The following is a 19,860-nucleotide window of genomic DNA, read 5'->3' as shown; positions in this document are numbered from 1 at the left end:
ATGTCGATCAAAGCCAGCATCTATCATCTGACGCATTACAAATACGACAAGCCGGTCCGCCTCGGGCCTCAGATCATCCGGCTCAAGCCCGCCTCGCATTCGAAAACGCGGGTCATCAGCCATGCGCTGAAGGTCTCGCCGTCCAATCATTTCGTCAACCTGCAGCAGGATCCCTACGGCAACTATCTCGCCCGCTACGTCTTCCCCGACCCGGTCACTGAGTTCAAGATCGAGGTCGATCTCGTCGCCGACATGACGGTCTACAATCCCTTCGATTTCTTCATCGAGGAGAGCGCCGAGATGTGGCCCTTCTCCTATCCCGAAGACATCAGGGACGACCTGAAGATCTACATGCAGCCGCAGCCGGTGGAGCCGGCGCTGGCCGCCTATCTCGCCGGCATCGACCGCACACCGGTTCGCACCACGGATTTCATCGTCGGCCTCAATGCGCGGCTTAAGAACGACATCGAATACGTCATCCGCATGGAACCGGGTGTCCAGACCCCGGAGGAAACGCTGAAGCTGGCGCTCGGCTCCTGCCGCGATTCCAGCTGGCTGCTGGTCGAAATCCTGCGCAATCTCGGCCTCGCCGCCCGCTTCGTCTCGGGTTATCTCATCCAGCTGACGCCCGACCTGAAGGCGCTCGATGGCCCTTCGGGCACCGAAGTCGACTTCACCGACCTGCATGCCTGGTGCGAGGTCTATCTCCCCGGCGCCGGGTGGGTTGGCCTCGACCCGACTTCGGGTCTTCTGACCGGCGAAAGCCACATTCCGCTGGCCGCCACCCCGCACTACCGCAACGCCGCGCCGATCTCCGGCGCGCTCTACGGCGAGGCCAACACCGAGTTCGCCTTCGACATGAAGGTCGCGCGCGTTGCCGAGCATCCGCGTATCACCAAGCCCTTTTCCGACGACAGCTGGCACGAGCTTAACGAACTTGGCGCCAAGGTCGACCGCATCCTCGAAGCCGAGGACGTACGGCTGACGATGGGCGGTGAGCCAACCTTCGTCTCCATCGACGACTTTGAATCCGAGGAATGGAACACCGCCGCCGTCGGCCCGACCAAGCGCGACAAGGCCGACATGCTGATCCGCAAGCTGCGCGAGCGCTTCGCCCCCGGCGGCTTCCTGCATTACGGCCAGGGCAAGTGGTACCCCGGCGAAAGCCTGCCGCGCTGGACCTTCTCGCTCTACTGGCGCAAGGACGGCAGGCCGATCTGGCAGAACCCGGATCTGATCGCCGGCGAAGGCAAGGAGACCGGCGCCAAGGCCGAGGACGCCTCGAACCTGCTCAACGCCATCGCCAGGGAACTGGCGATCGAGACCGATATGGTGCTGCCCGCCTACGAGGATCCGGCCGAATGGATCATCAAGGAAGGCAGCCTGCCCGAAAACGTCGATCCGTCCAATTCCAAGCTGAAGGACCCGGAAGAGCGCAGCCGCATCGCCCGCGTCTTCGAGCGCGGCCTGACGACGCCGACCGGCTATATCTTGCCCGTCCAGGCATGGAACGCCAGGGCTTCGGGCAGGCGCTGGGTCAGCGAGAAATGGAAGACCCGCCGCGGCAAGATCTTCCTCGTACCCGGCGACAGCCCCGTCGGCTACCGCCTGCCGCTCGGCACCCTGCCCTATGTGCCACCGGCCCGCTTTCCCTATATCCATCCCGCCGATCCCTCTATCCCGCGCCAGCCGCTGCCCGAAGTCTTCGTGCCCAGCGGCCGCGCCATGCCGGAAGCGTCCCGTCAGACCGATGACAGCAGCCAGAACCGCGTCGAGCAGACGATCGGCGAAATCGGCGGCGCCGTGCGCACCGCGATCTCGGTGGAACCGCGCGACGGCAGGCTCTGCGTGTTCATGCCGCCGGTCGAGCGCATCGAGGACTACCTCGAGCTGATTGCCGCCGCCGAAAACGCAGCGGCCGAACTCGGCCTGCCCGTCCACATCGAAGGCTATTCGCCACCGCAGGACGAGCGCATCAATGTCATCCGCGTCGCCCCCGATCCCGGTGTCATCGAGGTCAACATCCATCCCGCCTCCAACTGGCAGGATTGCGTCGACATCACCACGGCGATCTACGAGGAAGCCCGGCAAAGCCGCCTCGGCGCCGACAAGTTCATGATCGACGGCCGCCACACCGGCACCGGCGGCGGCAACCACGTGGTCGTCGGCGGCGCCAATCCCGGCGACAGCCCCTTCCTGCGCCGCCCCGATCTTCTGAAGAGCCTGGTGCTGCACTGGCAGCGCCACCCCTCGCTCTCCTACATGTTCTCTGGCATGTTCATCGGCCCGACCAGCCAGGCGCCGCGCATCGACGAAGCCCGCCACGACAGCCTCTACGAGCTGGAAACGGCGCTTGCCCAGATCCCCGCGCCCGGGCGCGGCCCGACGCCGCTGCCGTGGATCACCGACCGGCTGTTCCGCAACACGCTGATCGACGTCACCGGCAACACCCACCGCGCCGAAATCTGCATCGACAAGCTGTTTTCCCCCGATGGCCCAACCGGCCGCCTCGGCCTCGTCGAGTTCCGCGGCTTCGAAATGCCGCCGAATGCCCGCATGTCGCTTGCCCAGCAATTGCTGGTGCGCGCGCTCATCGCCCGCTTCTGGCAAAACCCCGCCGACGGCCGCTTCGTCCGCTGGGGCACGACGCTGCACGACCGCTTCATGCTGCCGCACTTCGTCTGGGCCGATTTCCTCGACGTGCTCGGCGATCTCAAGCAGAACGGCTTCGACGTCAGCCCGGAATGGTTCAAGGCGCAGCTCGAATTCCGCTTCCCCTTCTGCGGCGAGGTCGAATACGAGGGCTCGAAACTGGAGCTGCGCCAGGCGCTGGAACCGTGGAATGTGATGGGCGAGGAAGGCGCAATCGGCGGCACCGTGCGCTATGTCGACAGCTCCGTCGAGCGGCTTCAAGTGCGCCTCGAGACCAGCAATGCCTCCCGCTACACCGTTACCTGCAACGGCCGGACCGTGCCGCTGACGCCGACCGGCAGCGCGGGTGTCTCGGTCGCCGGCGTCCGCTTCAAGGCCTGGCAGCCAGCGTCGGGATTGCATCCGCTTTTGCCGGTCAACACACCGCTGACCTTCGACATTTATGATACATGGTCGAAGCGTTCGATCGGCGGCTGCATCTATCATGTTGCCCATCCGGGCGGGCGTAACTATGACACCTTCCCGGTCAATGGTAACGAAGCGGAAGCAAGGCGTCTGGCGCGATTCGAGCCGTGGGGGCATACGGCAGGTGCATTCATTCCGCGTGCCGAGACAGCTTCACCGGAATTCCCGCTGACGCTGGATCTTCGGCGACCGGTGGGAATCTAGACGTTAGGGCAAAATGGGCAAAAAACCGACGGCAGAACTGAGGGAAGAGCCACGCAGCCGCACCGGAAACGATGCGGTACTCGGTTATGCCCCTCTGCCTGGCGTCGCCGACGAAATGGTCGACACAAACGGCGCCATCCGGCCCGTCTGGCAACGTTTCTTCGCGCATCTGAGCGGCATGCCCGAAAAGGATCTGACCGAGCGCTTCACCCGGGCCGACCGTTACCTGCGGGATGCCGGTGTCTTTTACCGCGCCTATGGCAGCACCGGCAGCGCCGAGCGCTCCTGGCCCCTCTCGCATGTGCCTGTCCTGATCGATGCGCGCGAATGGGAGGCAGTATCCGCCGGCCTCGTTCAGCGCGCCGACCTGCTTGAGGCGATCGTTGCCGACATCTACGGCCAGAATCGGCTCGTCGAGGACGGCGTCCTGCCGCCAGCACTCATCGCCGCCAATCCGGAGTACCAGCGTCCGCTCGTTGGCGTCACTCCAGCTGGCGGCCATTATCTGCATTTCTGCGCCTTCGAGATCGGCCGCGGCCCTGACGGCAACTGGTGGGTGCTGGCCGACCGCACCCAGGCTCCCTCAGGCGCCGGCTTTGCGCTGGAAAACCGCGTCGCGACGACCCGCGCCTTCTCCGACATCTACGCGGAAACGCCCGTCCACCGGCTGGCCTCCTTCTTCGGCGCGTTCCGCGATTCGTTGCAGGGCATGAAGCACAGCGGCGACGACCGTATCGCCGTCCTGACGCCCGGCCCCGCCAACGAAACCTACTACGAGCACGCCTATATCGCCCGCTATCTCGGCTTCATGCTGCTCGAAGGCGAAGACCTGACCGTCGTCAACGGCAAGGTCATGGTCCGCACCGTTTCGGGGCTCAAGCCGATCACTGTGCTATGGCGCCGCCTTGATTCAGCCTATGCCGACCCGCTCGAACTGAACCAGAATTCGCATATCGGTACGCCCGGCCTCGTCGAGGCGCTGCGCGCCGAAAGCGTGACAATCGTCAATGCGCTCGGCAGCGGCATCATCGAAACACGCGCGCTGCTGGCCTTCATGCCGACGATCTGTCGCCGGCTGTTTGGCGAAGAACTGAAACTCCCGTCGATTGCGACCTGGTGGTGCGGTCAGAAAGATGAGCGCGAGCATGTGGCCGAGAACATCGAGAAAATGGTGATCGGCCCCGCCTATTCGCGCGCACCCTTCTTCGACGACAGCGGCGAATCCGTGCTCGGCTCGAGCTTGCGCGCTACCGCCAAGGACTCGATCGGCGATTGGTTGAATTCCGACGGCGCAAAACTCGTCGGGCAGGAAGTCGTGACGCTGTCGACGACACCAGCCTGGATCGGCGGCAAGCTGACGCCGCGGCCGATGTCCTTGCGCGTCTTTGCCGCCCGCACGGCCAATGGCTGGCAGATCATGCCGGGCGGTTTTGCCCGCATCGGCGGCAGCGACGACGTTTCAGCCATCGCCATGCAATCGGGCGGTGCGGCCGCTGACGTGTGGATCGTTAGCGACAAGCCGGTTGAACGCCATACGCTGCTGCCGGCGGAAGGCAGCTTCACCCGCAACATGCCGGGCAGTTTGCCGAGCCGCGCCGCCGACAACCTGTTCTGGCTCGGCCGCTACATCGAACGCGCGGAAGGCGCGTTGCGCATCCTACGCGCCTGGCACGCCCGCTTTGCGGAAGCCGCCGATCCGAGCCAGCCGCTGCTGGCCGACGTGACTGCCTATCTGGCGGCCGTCGACATCGACACCGAAGACGCGGTGCCAAACACACTGCTGCGCAACATCGACAGCGCCGTCTATTCCGCCAGCAATATCCGCGACCGCTTCTCGCCGGACGGCTGGCTGGCGCTCACCGATCTCGCCAAGACCGCGCGACGGTTCCACGAGACGATCTCGCCCGGCGACGACGCCAGCCATGCGATGACGATCCTGCTGCGCAAGCTCGCCGGCTTCGCAGGTCTCGTGCACGAAAACATGTATCGCTTCACCGGCTGGCGCTTCCTCTCGCTCGGCCGCCATATCGAGCGCGGCCTGCACATGACGCGCCTGCTCGGCCACATGTCGGGGCCGGACGCCCCGGACGGCGCTCTCGACATGCTGCTCGAGATCGGCGACAGCGTCATGACCCATCGCCGTCGCTATAACGTCAACACCGCCCGCCTGACTGTGACCGATCTGCTCGCGCTCGATCCGCTCAACCCGCGTTCGATCCTCTTCCAGATGAATGAGATCCACCGCGAGGTCGAACAACTGCCGAACGCACTGGTCAACGGCCAGATGTCGCCGTTCTACCGCGAAGCGATGCGTCTGCACTCCGGCCTTGCCGTCATGACGCCCGAGACGATGAGTGTCGATGTCTATCGTCGCCTCGAACGCGAGCTGGAACTGCTGTCCGACCTTCTTGCCCGCACATATCTCGGGTGACGCGCGTGCTCTACGACCTCTCCCTGCACATGGGCTACATCTACGACACGCCGGCTTCCGGCGCGCGCCACATCATGCGGCTGATGCCGTTGTCGCTGCCAAACCGTCAGCGGCTGATTGCCGGCTCGATCAAGGTCTCGCCAACGCCGGACGAGCAGGCGCACTTCGTCGATTTCTTCGAGCACCCGGCAACCTCCTTCATGCTGCGCGCGCCGCACGAGAAGCTGGACATTCGGATGCAGGCCCGCGTCCAGGTGGAGAGCCATTCGATCTCGGTAGATTTTTCGCCGGTGCTTGCGAAGCTGCCGGATGAAGTCGCGGGCGTCTGGTCGCTGAAGCCCGATTCCCCGCACCACTTTCTCGGCAACAGTCCCCGCCTGCCGGAAACGCGCGCGATCTCGGAATATGCGAAGGCCTGCGCCGAACCGTCACTGACGGTGCTGCAGATCGCCACGGCACTTTGCGCCAAAATTCATCAGGATTTCACCTACGACGCCGAAGCCACGACCGTCGATACGACCCCGCTCGAGGCCTTCCAGTTGAAGAGCGGCGTCTGCCAGGACTTCGTCCATGTGATGATCCTTGCGCTCCGCAGCCTCGGCATCCCGGCTGGCTATGTCTCGGGCTTCCTACGCACCATTCCGCCGCCCGGCAAGGAGCGGCTGGAGGGCGCCGACGCCATGCACGCCTGGGTCAGGGTCTGGTGCGGCGAAACGATCGGTTGGATCGAGCTCGACCCGACGAACAACATCCCAGCCGGCACCGACCACATCGTCGTCGCCTATGGCCGCGACTACGCCGACGTCGCGCCTGTCATCGGCGTCCTGAAGAGCTACGGCGGCCAACGCGCCGTCCAGGCAGTAGATGTGATCCCGCTCAGTTGATTGACATCCGATAGCTGTATTGGCGCTGCACATCCCTCAGGGAAGGCGTTTTCACCGAGGCTGCGCACAAGAAAGTGACATTCCGTTAGAATCTTAACGACCTGATAAAGGTGAACTCAAGAATTGAGGCGCATGAGTTAAGCATATTGGGGCACTAACTCAGGTGAACATGATGAGCACCTTTCAAGCGCTGAAGTCGAGCCTGTCTCGGCTGCGGAACGACCGGTATGGCAATTTCGGGATCATAAGCGCAGTTCTGCTGCCGGTCACAATAGGCGCGGGCGCGCTCGCCGTTGACATCACCAACGCTGCAATGGCGAAGCATCAGCTGCAGGAAGCCTCCGACGCTGCGGCGCTTGCCACCGCCTCCGCCCTTGCTGACGGAAAGATCGACACAACGACCGCCTCGGCCTTCGCGAAGGATTTCGTTGCCGGTCAGATGGCAAACTTCATTGGCGACACGACCGCACTGAGGAATGCCACCACTGCCACGGCGACCAAGACGACCTCCAGCGGTGGCGCAAGCTACAGCGTGAGCGTCTCATCTTCCTACAGCATGGATCTGAGCGGCCTGGCACAGGTCATCGGCTTCAAGACCACCAATATCGGCGCGGCAAGCGAAACGGCGAGCGGTTACTCCGAAAAGCAGGGTTCCGTCTCGATCTTTCTCGCACTCGATAAATCGGGGTCGATGGGCGAGCCGACGACGACCACCTACAGCTATACCTGCGGCAGGAACAACAATAAGACCTGCACAGGCTATTACACTAAAATTGAAGCATTGAAGCTTGCGGTCGGCAATCTGACGGCAGAACTGGACAAGGCGGACCCGACCCACATCTACTCCCGCACGGGTGCCGTCGCCTATGACATCAAAACCTATGCGGAAACCGCGCTCGCCTGGGGAACCAGTGGTGTAACCACCTACGTCAACGCACTGGTCGCAGCCAACGGCACGAATTCCAGCGGGGCTATGAACAAGGCCTACACGTCTTTGACCGCCCTGAACAACGCCGGAAATGACAACGAAACCGCGCTGCACCAGGCCAAGACTCAGCAGACGCCCAAGAAATATATCGTCTTCATGACGGACGGTGACAACAACAACGATCCATCGGGTGGTCGTTCGTATGACACCCTGACCAAGGACACGTGCAATACCGCCAAGAGCAAGGATATCGAAATCTACACGGTCGCCTTCATGGCGCCTGAGAATGGCCAGGCGCTGCTGAAGTATTGCGCGACAGACGACAATCACTACTTCAAGGCAGAAAGCATGTCCGATCTTCTCTCCGCCTTCAAGGAGATCGGCGCAAAGACCTCCAATCAGACAACACGCTTGATCAACTGATCTCTTCGCGCAGTTTTCCCAACAAATAAGCCGCTCCGGAACCAACCGGAGCGGCTTTTCGTTTCGAAACGCGCGTATCAAAATTGGAAAACCGATTGAAATCAAGCTCTTTCCGCAAAGGAGCGTCGAGCCTCGTCAATTTTTTCGTTTGGGTAATTCCCTTGTTGCAAGTGCGTTGTAACGATGCATAAACTGCGTCTTTAGTGCGCGGTAAACCGATTGAAATTGACATAACGCACTGAAACCAAACAGAATTGGCGAGGACTGACGATGAACACCGTTTCGAAGCCGACCATCCCTTCCCCCGCCCCCCGCAGTTCCAAGCCTGAAATTCTCGCCGAAGAAATCATCGAGCGCCTGACCTACCGCATCGGCAAGGATGCGAAGGTCGCCAAGCCTCATGACTGGCTGACTGCCACCATCCTCGTCGTGCGTGACCGCATCATCGACAAGTGGATGGAATCGACCCGCAAGGTCTATGCGACCGGCGACAAGCGCGTTTACTACCTCTCGCTCGAATTCCTCATCGGCCGCCTGATGCGCGATGCGATCTCGAACCTCGGCCTCATGGAACAGGTTCGTGACGCGCTCGCCTCGCTCGGCGTCGATGTTTCCGTCATTGCGGGCCTCGAGCCAGATGCAGCCCTCGGTAACGGTGGCCTCGGCCGTCTGGCCGCCTGTTTCATGGAAAGCATGGCGACCGTCGAGGTGCCTGCCTATGGCTACGGCATCCGCTACGTACACGGCCTCTTCCGCCAGCAGCTTGCCGACGGCTGGCAGGTGGAACTGCCGGAGAGCTGGCTGGCGCACGGCAATCCCTGGGAGTTCGAGCGTCGCGAAAGCGCTTACGAAATCGGCTTCGGCGGCACGGTGGATGTCGTCGGCAACCCCGAGGGCGAGCCGCGCTATGTGTGGAAACCGGCCGAGCGCGTCATTGCCGCGGCCTTCGACACGCCTGTCGTTGGCTGGCGCGGCAAGCGCGTCAACACGCTGCGCCTCTGGTCTGCCCAGCCGATCGACCCGATCCTGCTCGATGCCTTCAACGCCGGGGATCACATCGGCGCGCTGCGCGAAAGCAACAAGGCGGAAAGCCTGACTCGCGTTCTTTATCCGGCCGATGCGACGCCGGCCGGTCAGGAGCTGCGCCTGCGCCAGGAGTTCTTCTTCTCCTCCGCATCGCTGCAGGACATTTTGCGCCGTCACCTGCAGCAGTATGACGACTTCACCTCGCTGCCCGACAAGGTGGCGATCCAGCTCAACGATACACATCCGGCCGTTTCCGTCGCCGAACTGATGCGCCTGCTGTGCGATGTTCACGGCCTCGACTTCGACCAGGCCTGGGACATTACCCGCGGCACGATCGGCTACACCAACCACACGCTTCTTCCCGAAGCGCTGGAAAGCTGGCCGATTCCGCTCTTCGAGCGCCTGCTGCCGCGCCACATGCAGATCATCTACGCGATCAACGCCAAGGTGCTGGTCGAGGCGCGCAAGACCAAGACTTTCTCCGAGACGGAGATCCGCTCGATTTCCCTGATCGAGGAAAGCGGCGAGCGCCGCGTGCGCATGGGCAATCTCGCCTTCGTCGGCGCCCATTCGATCAACGGCGTTTCGGCGCTGCACACCGACCTGATGAAGGTTACGGTCTTTGCCGACCTGCACAAGCTCTATCCCGACCGCATCAACAACAAGACGAACGGCATTACGCCGCGCCGCTGGTTGCAGCAGTGCAACCCCGGCCTGACCTCGCTGATCCGGGAGGCGATCGGTGACGACTTCCTTGATGATGCCGAAAAGCTGAAGCCCCTCGACAAGTTCGCGAACGATGCAAGCTTCCAGGAAAAGTTTGCGGCGGTTAAGCGTGCCAACAAAGTCGCCTTGTCCAATCTTGTCGCCAGCCGCATGGGCATCAAGCTCGATCCGTCGGCGATGTTCGATATTCAGATCAAGCGCATCCACGAATACAAGCGCCAGCTGCTCAACATCATCGAGGCCGTCGCGCTCTACGATCAGATTCGCTCGCACCCCGAGCTGGACTGGGTCCCGCGCGTCAAACTCTTCGCCGGCAAGGCGGCACCGAGCTATCATAACGCCAAGCTGATCATCAAACTGATCAACGACGTCGCCCGCACGATCAACAACGACCCGGCCGTCCGCGGCCTGCTGAAGGTCGTGTTCGTACCGAACTACAACGTCTCTCTGGCCGAGGTCATGGTGCCCGCCGCCGACCTGTCCGAGCAGATCTCGACGGCCGGCATGGAAGCATCCGGCACCGGCAACATGAAGTTCGCCCTCAACGGCGCGCTGACCATCGGAACGCTCGACGGCGCCAATGTCGAGATGCGCGATCACGTCGGCGAGGACAACATCATCATCTTCGGTCTGCGTGCCGACGAAGTCGCCGCCGCCCGTGCCGATGGCCACAATCCCCGCGCCATCATCGAGGCGTCGCGTGAGCTGTCTCAGGCATTGTCGGCGATCAGTTCGGGCGTCTTCTCGCATGACGACCGAAACCGATACGCGGCGCTGATCGAGGGCATTTATGCGCATGACTGGTTCATGGTTGCTGCCGATTTCGATGCCTATGCCCAGGCCCAGCGCGACGTCGACCAACTCTGGACCGATCCATCGGCATGGAGTTCGAAGGCAATCTGCAACACGGCGCGGATGGGCTGGTTCTCGTCCGACCGAACGATACGCCAATATGCCAAGGAAATCTGGAGAGCCGGATGAAAACGCCGAAAGCCACCCTTGAAGTCAGACTTCCCTGGGAGATTTCGGCAGACGAGATAGCGGCAATCCTCGCAGGGTCGCATTCCAACCCGTTCGCCGTTCTCGGCGTTCACAAATCGGGCGATGGATATGTCGCCCGCTGCTTCATTCCGGGTGCCGAAGAGGTGACGGCGATGGCGCTCGATGGCAGCGCCATCGGGGAACTGAGTCGGCAGCATCCGGACGGCTTTTTCGCCGGACAGGTTTCGGTGACGAAGCTGCAGCCGGTGCGTTACCGCGCGCGGCGCGGGGACGCCGAGTGGGCTGTGACCGACCCCTACAGCTTCGGACCAGTCCTTGGACCGATGGATGATTATTACGTGCGGGAGGGCTCCCACCTGCGCCTCTTCGACAAGATGGGCGCGCACTGGATCAAGCACGAGGGCGCACAGGGCATCCATTTCGCGGTCTGGGCGCCGAATGCCCAGCGTGTCTCCGTCGTCGGTGATTTCAACGGCTGGGACGGCCGCCGCCATGTTATGCGTTTCCGCTCCGGCGCCGGTATCTGGGAGATCTTCGCCCCTGATGTTCCGACGGACGTCGCCTACAAATTCGAGATCCGCGGCCACGACGGCGTTCTTCTGCCGCTGAAGGCCGATCCGTTTGCCCGTCGCAGCGAGTTGCGCCCGAAGACGGCCTCGGTCGCGGCGTCCGAACTGCTGCAGGAATGGGACGACGAAGCGCATCTGAAGCACTGGAGCGAGACCGACAAGCGTCGTCAGCCGATTTCAATCTACGAGGTTCATGCCGGCTCCTGGCAGCGGCGTGATGACGGCACGTTTCTCTCCTGGGACGAGTTGGCATCCCGGCTGATCCCCTACTGCGTCGACATGGGCTTCACTCACATCGAGTTCCTGCCGATCACCGAGCACCCCTATGATCCGTCCTGGGGATACCAGACGACCGGGCTCTATGCCCCGACCGCCCGCTTCGGCGAGCCTGAGGGTTTCGCGCGCTTCGTCAACGGCTGCCACAAGGTCGGCATTGGCGTCATCCTCGATTGGGTGCCCGCCCATTTCCCGACCGACGAACACGGCCTCGGCTGGTTCGACGGCACGGCGCTCTACGAGCACGAAGACCCGCGCAAGGGCTTCCATCCCGATTGGAACACCGCGATCTACAATTTCGGCCGCACCGAAGTCATCTCCTACCTCGTCAACAATGCACTCTACTGGGCCGAGAAGTTCCATCTCGACGGCCTGCGCGTCGATGCCGTCGCCTCGATGCTCTACCTCGACTATTCCCGCAAGCACGGCGAATGGATCCCGAATGAGTACGGCGGCAACGAGAATCTGGAGGCCGTCCGCTTCCTGCAGAACATGAACACCCGCATCTACGCCGAGCATCCCGGCGTTATGACCATCGCCGAGGAGTCGACGTCCTGGCCGAAAGTGTCGCAGCCGGTGCACGAAGGCGGCCTCGGCTTCGGCTTCAAGTGGAACATGGGCTTCATGCACGACACGCTCTCCTACATGAGCCGCGAGCCTATCCACCGCAAGCACCATCACAACGAACTGACCTTCGGCCTGCTCTACGCCTATTCGGAAAACTTCGTGCTGCCGCTCTCCCATGACGAGGTGGTACACGGAAAGGGCTCGCTGATCGCCAAGATGCCGGGCGACGACTGGCAGAAGTTCGCCAATCTGCGGGCCTACTACGCCTTCATGTGGGGCTATCCAGGCAAGAAGCTGCTCTTCATGGGCCAGGAATTCGCGCAATGGGCCGAGTGGAGCGAGGCGAAGTCGCTCGACTGGAACCTGCTGCAGTACCGCATGCACGAGGGCATGCGCCGGCTGGTGCGCGACCTCAACCTTACCTATCGCAGCAAGCCGGCGCTGCATGCCCGCGATTGCGAGGGCGATGGCTTCGAGTGGCTGATCGCCGACGACCACGAGAACTCCGTCTTCGCCTGGATCCGCAAGGCACCGGGCGAAAAGCCGGTCGCCGTCATCTGCAACCTGACGCCGGTTTACCGCGAGAACTATACAGTCCGCCTCCCGTTCGAGGGACGGTGGCGCGAGATATTGAATACCGATGCCGACATCTACGGCGGCAGCGGCAAGGGCAATGGCGGCCGCGTTCAGGCCGTCAACGCCGGCGGCAACATCGCCGCGTCGATCACCTTGCCGCCTCTGGCGACAATCATGCTTGAACCTGAGAACTGAAGACTGGTGGGAGGATAAAAATGGTAGAAAAACGTGTTCAGCCACTTGCCCGCGACGCAATGGCCTATGTTCTTGCCGGCGGTCGGGGAAGCCGCCTGAAGGAACTCACCGATCGTCGCGCCAAGCCGGCAGTCTATTTCGGCGGCAAGACGCGCATTATCGATTTCGCCTTGTCGAACGCCCTGAACTCGGGCATCCGCCGCATCGGCGTCGCCACCCAGTACAAGGCGCACTCGCTGATCCGCCATATGCAGCGCGGCTGGAACTTCTTCCGCCCCGAGCGAAACGAAAGCTTCGACATCCTGCCGGCCTCCCAACGCGTCTCCGAGACGCAATGGTATGAAGGCACGGCCGACGCGGTCTACCAGAACATCGATATCATCGAGCCCTACGGCCCGGAATACATGGTCATCCTCGCTGGCGACCACGTCTACAAGATGGACTACGAGTGGATGCTACAGCAGCACGTCGATTCCGGCGCCGATGTCACCATCGGTTGCCTGGAAGTGCCGCGCATGGAAGCCGTCGGCTTCGGCGTTATGCATGTTGACCAGAACGACAGGATTATCGACTTCATCGAAAAGCCTGCCGACCCGCCGGGTATTCCCGACAATCCGGAATTCGCGCTGGCCTCGATGGGCATCTACGTGTTCCACACGAAGTTCCTGATCGATGCGCTGCGCCGCGACGCGGCCGACCCGAACTCCAGCAAGGATTTCGGCAAGGACATCATCCCATACATCGTCAAGAACGGTAAGGCCGTGGCCCATCGCTTCGCGCAATCCTGCGTCCGCTCCGATTTCGAGCATGAGCCCTATTGGCGCGACGTTGGGACGATCGATGCCTATTGGCAGGCCAACATTGACCTCACCGCGATCGTTCCGGAACTGGATATCTACGACAAGTCCTGGCCGATCTGGACCTACGCAGAAATCTCGCCGCCGGCAAAATTCGTGCATGACGACGAGGACCGCCGTGGCTCGGCGACCTCGTCCGTCGTGGCCGGCGACTGCATCATCTCGGGCGCAACGCTGAACAAGAGCCTCCTCTTCACCGGCGTGCGCGCCAACTCCTATTCCAAGCTCGAAGGTGCGGTGGTTCTCCCGAGCGTCAAGATCGGCCGGCACGCCCAGCTCCGGAATGTCGTGATCGACCACGGCGTCGTCATTCCGGAGGGCCTCATCGTCGGCGAGGATCCGGACCTCGATGCTAAGCGCTTCCGGCGAACCGAAAGCGGAATTTGCCTCATCACCCAGCCAATGATCGACAAGCTGGGTATGTGACCAATGAAAGTTCTTTCGGTTTCGTCCGAAGTCTTCCCACTTATCAAGACAGGGGGCCTCGCCGACGTGGCGGGCGCCCTGCCGATCGCCCTCAAGCGTTTCGGCGTCGAAACCAAGACCCTCATGCCCGGCTATCCTGCCGTCATGAAGGCGATCCGCAATCCCGTCGCCCGGCTTCAGTTCGATGATTTGCTCGGCGAGCCCGCGACGGTCCTGGAAGTGGAGCACGAGGGGATCGATATCCTCGTACTCGATGCGCCCGCCTATTACGACCGCGCCGGCGGTCCCTATCTCGATGCGACGGGCAGGGACTACTCCGACAACTGGCGCCGCTTCGCAGCGCTTTCGCTTGCCGGCGCCGAGATTGCTGCGGGATTGATGCCGGGCTGGCGACCCGACCTCGTGCATACGCATGATTGGCAGTCGGCGATGACCTCAGTCTACATGCGCTACAACCCGACGCCGGAATTGCCGAGCGTGTTGACAATCCACAACATCGCCTTCCAGGGTCAGTTCGGCGCCGATGTCTTCCCCGGCCTCCGCCTGCCGCCGCATGCCTTCGCAACGGAAAGCATCGAATACTACGGCAATATCGGATTCCTAAAGGGTGGCCTGCAGACGGCCCACGCCATCACCACCGTCAGCCCTTCTTATGCAGGCGAGATCCTGACCCCCGAGTTCGGCATGGGCCTCCAGGGTGTCATCGCAAACCGAATCGATTCGCTCCACGGCATCGTCAATGGCATCGATACCGACGTCTGGAATCCGTCGACCGATCCTGTTGTCCACACGCATTACAACGGCACCACACTGAAAAGCCGCGTCGAAAACCGCACCTCGGTCGCGGAGTTCTTCGGACTGCACAACGACAATGCACCGATCTTCTGCATCATCAGCCGCCTCACCTGGCAAAAGGGCATGGACGTCATCGCCGCCACAGCCGATCAGATCGTCGACATGGGTGGAAAGCTCGCCATTCTGGGTTCTGGAGACGCGGCGCTGGAAGGTTCGCTGCTCGCCGCCGCAGCCCGTCACCCCGGACGGATCGGCGTTTCCATCGGCTACAACGAGCCGATGTCGCATCTTATGCAGGCTGGCTGCGACGCCATTATCATTCCTTCGCGCTTCGAGCCCTGCGGCCTGACGCAGCTTTACGGTCTGCGCTATGGCTGCGTGCCGATCGTCGCCCGCACCGGCGGGTTGAACGATACCGTCATCGATGCCAACCATGCCGCTCTTGCGGCGAAAGTGGCAACCGGGATACAATTCTCGCCTGTGACGGCATCGGGCCTGTTGCAGGCCATCCGCCGCGCGCTACATCTCTACGCCGATCAAAAAGTCTGGACCCAATTGCAAAAGCAGGGCATGAAATCGGATGTCTCGTGGGAAAAGAGCGCCGAGCGCTACGCTGCCCTCTATTCAAGCCTCGCCCCCAAAGGCAAGTGAGAGAAAATGATAAAATCCGTATCCACTAAGCCCTACCAGGATCAGAAGCCGGGCACGTCGGGCCTGCGAAAGAAAGTCCCGGTATTCCAGCAGCCGAACTATGCCGAGAATTTCATCCAGTCGATCTTCGATTCGCTGGAAGGGTTCCAGGGCAAGTGCCTTGTCATCGGCGGCGACGGACGCTACTACAACCGGGAAGTCATCCAGAAGGCGATCAAGATGGCCGCCGCCAATGGCTTCGGCAAGGTGATCGTCGGCAAGGGCGGCATCCTGTCGACCCCGGCAGCCTCGCACATCATCCGCAAGTACAAGGCCTTCGGCGGCATCATTCTGTCGGCCAGCCATAACCCGGGCGGCCCCACCGAAGACTTCGGCATCAAGTACAATATCAGCAACGGCGGTCCGGCGCCGGAGAAGATCACCGACGCGATCTATGCGCGCACCAAGGTGATCGACACCTACAAGATCGCCGACTTCGCGGATGTGAACCTCGATCGCATCGGCAAGGACGAGCTGCCCGGTGGCATGATTCTCTCGGTGCTCGATTCGGTCGAAGACTATACGGCGCTCATGGAAGAGCTGTTTGACTTCCACGCGATCCGCAACCTCATCAGCCTTGGCTTCCGCATCGCTTTCGATGCGATGAGCGCCGTCACCGGCCCCTATGCGAAGGAAATCTTCGAAAACCGCCTCGGCGCCCCGTCCGGCTCGGTTCGCAATTTCATGCCGCTGCCCGATTTCGGTGGCCACCATCCCGACCCGAACCCGGTTCACTGCAAGGAACTCTACGACGAGATGATGGGCGACGATGCGCCCGATTTCGGCGCAGCATCCGATGGCGACGGCGACCGCAACCTCATCATCGGCCGCGGCATCTTCGTGACGCCGTCCGATAGCCTTGCGATCCTCGCGGCCAACGCCAATCTGGCGCCCGGCTATTCCGGCGGTCTCGCCGGCATCGCCCGCTCCATGCCGACGTCTGGTGCTGCTGATCGCGTCGCCGAGCGCCGTGGCATCGGCATGTACGAAACGCCGACCGGCTGGAAGTTCTTCGGCAACCTGCTCGATGCCGGGATGGCGACGATCTGCGGCGAGGAAAGCGCCGGCACCGGCTCCAACCACGTGCGCGAGAAGGACGGCCTCTGGGCGGTTCTGCTGTGGCTGAACATTCTGGCCGTCCGCGGCGAGAGCGTCGAGGACATTGTCACCCAGCACTGGCAGACCTATGGCCGCAACTACTATTCGCGCCACGACTATGAAGGCGTTGATACCGACGCAGCAAACGGCCTGATCGCCAACCTGCGCAGCCAGCTTGCTTCCCTGCCGGGCCAAGCCTTCGGCCCACTGAAAGTCGAGAAGGCAGATGACTTTGCCTATCACGACCCGGTCGACAAGTCCGTCAGCGAGCATCAGGGCATTCGTATCCTCTTCGAAGGCGGCTCGCGCGTTGTCTTCCGTCTCTCGGGAACGGGAACATCGGGCGCCACCTTGCGCGTCTACCTCGAGCGGTACGAACCGGATTCCACCCGCCACAACATCGAAACGCAGCAGGCGCTCGCCGATCTTATCGCCGCCGCCGAGACCATTGCGGATATCCGCAGCCGCACAGGCCGCGATGCTCCCTCCGTGATCACCTGACCGGAGCAGCATGGCGGCGAACAAATCCGGGCAAGGCGGGGCAAGCATCTTTGAGACCGGCGTTGATTTCGCCGTCTGGTCGCACAATGCCGGACAGATCGAGTTGTGCCTGTTCAGCGACGACGACAAGGAACTGGCCCGCCTGCCGATGGAACGCGGCGATGACCATGTCCATCGCCTCTTCGTCGACGGATTGAAGGAAGGCGCGCTCTATGGCTACCGCGCCGATGGCGTCTATGCGCCTGACAGCGGCCTTTGGTTCGACCCGTCGAAACTGCTGGTCGATCCCTACGCCAAGGAACTCGATCGCCCCTTCCACCACGATCCCCTGCTCGGCGCCTTCGGCGCCGAGACACAGCATCTCGTGCCGAAGGCGGTCGTCACCCGCGATATCACGGTGAGACCGGCAAAGCCCCTCTTCAAGCCGGGCGGCTTCATCTACGAAGTCGCTGTCCGGCCCTTCACCATCCTGCATCCGGATGTCCCCGAAGCCCAGCGCGGCACGGTCGCGGCTTTGGCACATCCCTCGGTGATTACCCATCTCAAGCGCATCGGCGTCGACGCCGTCGAGCTCATGCCGATCACCGCCTGGATCGACGAGCGGCATCTGCCGCCGCTCGGCCTGCGAAACAGCTGGGGCTACAACCCCATTGCCTTCATGGCGCTCGATCCGCGGCTTGCCCCTGGCGGCATGGCGGAACTACGCGACACCGTTGCGACGCTCCATGCGGAAGGCATCGCCGTCATCCTCGATCTCGTCTTCAACCACACCGGCGAAAGCGACCGCTTCGGCACGACGCTGTCGCTGCGCGGCCTCGACAATCTCTCTTTCTATCGCCACCTGCCCGGTCGGCCGGGCGAACTGGTCAACGATACCGGAACCGGCAACACCGTCGCTTGCGATCATCCCTATATCAGGCAGTTGATCATCGACAGCCTACGCCACTTTGTGCTCGGCGCAGGGATTGACGGTTTCCGCTTCGACCTCGCCCCCGTACTTGGCCGCACCGTAAACGGGTTCGAGGCACATGGCGAAACGTTGACGGCGATGCTCGCCGATGATGTGCTGGCGGACCGCGTAATGATCGCCGAGCCCTGGGACATCGGCCCAGGCGGCTATCAGCTCGGCAATTTTCCGGCACCATTCCTCGAATGGAACGACCGCGTGCGCGACGATGTCAGGTGCTACTGGCGCGGCGACGACTACAAGACCGGCCCGCTCGCGACCACCCTTGCCGGCTCCTCCGATATTTTCTCCCGAAACGCTGGGACAGGGACGCGCAGCGTCAACTTCCTCGCCGCCCATGACGGCTTCACGCTGAGGGATGTCGTATCCTACAGCGGCAAGCATAACGAGGCGAACGGTGAGCAAAACCGCGACGGCCACAACGAGAACCACACCTGGAACAACGGTGTCGAGGGCGAAACCCGCTACCCCGATATTATTCGCAAGCGCCATGACGACCTGAAGGCGCTGCTCTCCACGCTCTTTGCCACCCGCGGCAGCATCATGCTGACGGCAGGCGACGAAGCCGGCCGCACTCAGCGCGGCAACAACAATGCCTATTGCCAGGACAACGAGATCACCTGGGTCGACTGGGCAGGGCTCGACGACGATCTTATCGCCCATACCGCATTCATCTCCGGCCTGCGCAAGCGCTTCTCCGCCTTCTCGGAAATGGGCTTCCTCAACGGCAACGGCGATGTCGAATGGATCTCGCCCTCCGGCCAGGCGATGAGCGTGCAAGAGTGGGAGACGCCGAACTTTTCCACGCTCGGAATGGTGCTTTCGACGCGCGATGGCCAAACCAACAAGGCCACGCGGCTGGCGGTTCTCTTCAATCGCTCGGGCGGCGAGGAAATCTTTACATTACCCGGACCGCCTTCATGGCGGCTTCTTGCCCCGGATGCGCCGGAGAAATCCGCAACTTCTGCCATCGTACCGCGCCGCTCGGTCTCTTTCTATCTCGAAAGTTGATCTGACGGGCTCCCGCCTGCAATTCCTTGTCGCAATCGTCACAATCCCATTGTAAGGCTTGCGCAGCCGCTTTCTCATGGGGAATCAATGGCCAAGGAAATTTCGCTCGCGGATGTACGTGGGTTGGTCGGCACTGAAACCGGCCTCTCGGACTGGATCGTCGTCGATCAGGCCATGATCGATGCGTTTGCGCATGCGACCAACGACCATCAGTACATCCACGTCGATCCGGAGCGCGCTGCATTAAGTCCCTTCGGCAGCACCATCGCCCACGGCTTTCTTACCCTCTCGCTACTCTCGGCGATGAACTACAACAGCCTGCCGAAGGTCCGTGAGCAGACCATGGGCATCAATTACGGCTTCGAGAACGTCCGTTTCCTCTCGCCGGTCAAATCGGGGGCACGCATCCGCGGCCACTTTGTCCTCGCCGAAGCCCGCTTCCGCGGCGCCGGCATGCTGATGACGACCTATGAGGTCACAATCGAGATCGAGAACGAGAAGAAACCGGCGCTCACCGCGCGGTGGATCACCATCATCCAGTTCGACCCCAAGGACCGGCCGGAAGACGCGTAGACCTTATGCTCTTGACTT

General features: G+C 62.2%; 11 protein-coding genes. All 11 read left to right on the top strand.

Annotated features, from left to right (window positions below; genetic code table 11):
• Window positions 1-3,321 carry a transglutaminase family protein gene (locus PMI09_RS18620; RefSeq protein WP_007797747.1) on the top strand — a complete coding sequence of 1,107 codons (3,321 nt, stop codon included), beginning with the start codon at window positions 1-3 and terminating at the stop codon, window positions 3,319-3,321.
• 13 nt (window positions 3,322-3,334) lie between these two features.
• Window positions 3,335-5,752, top strand: a complete 2,418-nt coding sequence (locus PMI09_RS18615; RefSeq protein WP_007797744.1) for a circularly permuted type 2 ATP-grasp protein — start codon at window positions 3,335-3,337, stop codon at window positions 5,750-5,752.
• A complete protein-coding gene (locus PMI09_RS18610) occupies window positions 5,749-6,636 on the top strand; it encodes a transglutaminase family protein (protein ID WP_007797741.1) in 888 nt (295 codons plus the stop codon). The genes PMI09_RS18615 and PMI09_RS18610 overlap by 4 nt, the downstream gene beginning before the upstream one ends.
• Before the next feature lie 172 nt (window positions 6,637-6,808).
• Entirely contained in the window at window positions 6,809-7,987 is a 1,179-nt protein-coding gene (locus tag PMI09_RS18605; protein ID WP_037083502.1) for a vWA domain-containing protein, read from the top strand.
• 270 nt (window positions 7,988-8,257) lie between these two features.
• Window positions 8,258-10,720: a glycogen/starch/alpha-glucan phosphorylase gene (locus tag PMI09_RS18600; RefSeq protein ID WP_007797735.1), complete on the top strand. Its 2,463-nt coding sequence runs from the start codon at window positions 8,258-8,260 to the stop codon at window positions 10,718-10,720.
• The gene (gene glgB / locus PMI09_RS18595) at window positions 10,717-12,924 is read left to right on the top strand and encodes a 1,4-alpha-glucan branching protein GlgB (protein ID WP_007797732.1); all 2,208 of its coding nucleotides are present in this window, start codon (window positions 10,717-10,719) and stop codon (window positions 12,922-12,924) included. Before PMI09_RS18600 ends, glgB begins: the two co-directional genes overlap by 4 nt.
• A gap of 20 nt (window positions 12,925-12,944) precedes the next feature.
• Entirely contained in the window at window positions 12,945-14,207 is a 1,263-nt protein-coding gene (gene glgC / locus PMI09_RS18590) for a glucose-1-phosphate adenylyltransferase (RefSeq protein ID WP_007797730.1), read from the top strand.
• 3 nt (window positions 14,208-14,210) lie between these two features.
• The gene (glgA, locus tag PMI09_RS30965; RefSeq protein ID WP_007797728.1) at window positions 14,211-15,653 is read left to right on the top strand and encodes a glycogen synthase GlgA; all 1,443 of its coding nucleotides are present in this window, start codon (window positions 14,211-14,213) and stop codon (window positions 15,651-15,653) included.
• A 6-nt stretch (window positions 15,654-15,659) separates the two neighbouring features.
• Entirely contained in the window at window positions 15,660-17,291 is a 1,632-nt protein-coding gene (locus tag PMI09_RS30960; RefSeq protein ID WP_007797725.1) for an alpha-D-glucose phosphate-specific phosphoglucomutase, read from the top strand.
• A 10-nt stretch (window positions 17,292-17,301) separates the two neighbouring features.
• A complete protein-coding gene (glgX, locus tag PMI09_RS18575) occupies window positions 17,302-19,269 on the top strand; it encodes a glycogen debranching protein GlgX (protein ID WP_007797723.1) in 1,968 nt (655 codons plus the stop codon).
• A gap of 87 nt (window positions 19,270-19,356) precedes the next feature.
• Window positions 19,357-19,842, top strand: coding sequence for a MaoC family dehydratase (locus PMI09_RS18570; protein ID WP_007797719.1), 486 nt, complete (start codon window positions 19,357-19,359; stop codon window positions 19,840-19,842).
• Window positions 19,843-19,860: the final 18 nt, after the last annotated feature.

Origin of the sequence: Rhizobium sp. CF122 (assembly GCF_000282035.1) — a bacterium.
Taxonomy (GTDB): domain Bacteria; phylum Pseudomonadota; class Alphaproteobacteria; order Rhizobiales; family Rhizobiaceae; genus Rhizobium.
This window is presented reverse-complemented; position numbering and strand designations above follow the sequence as displayed.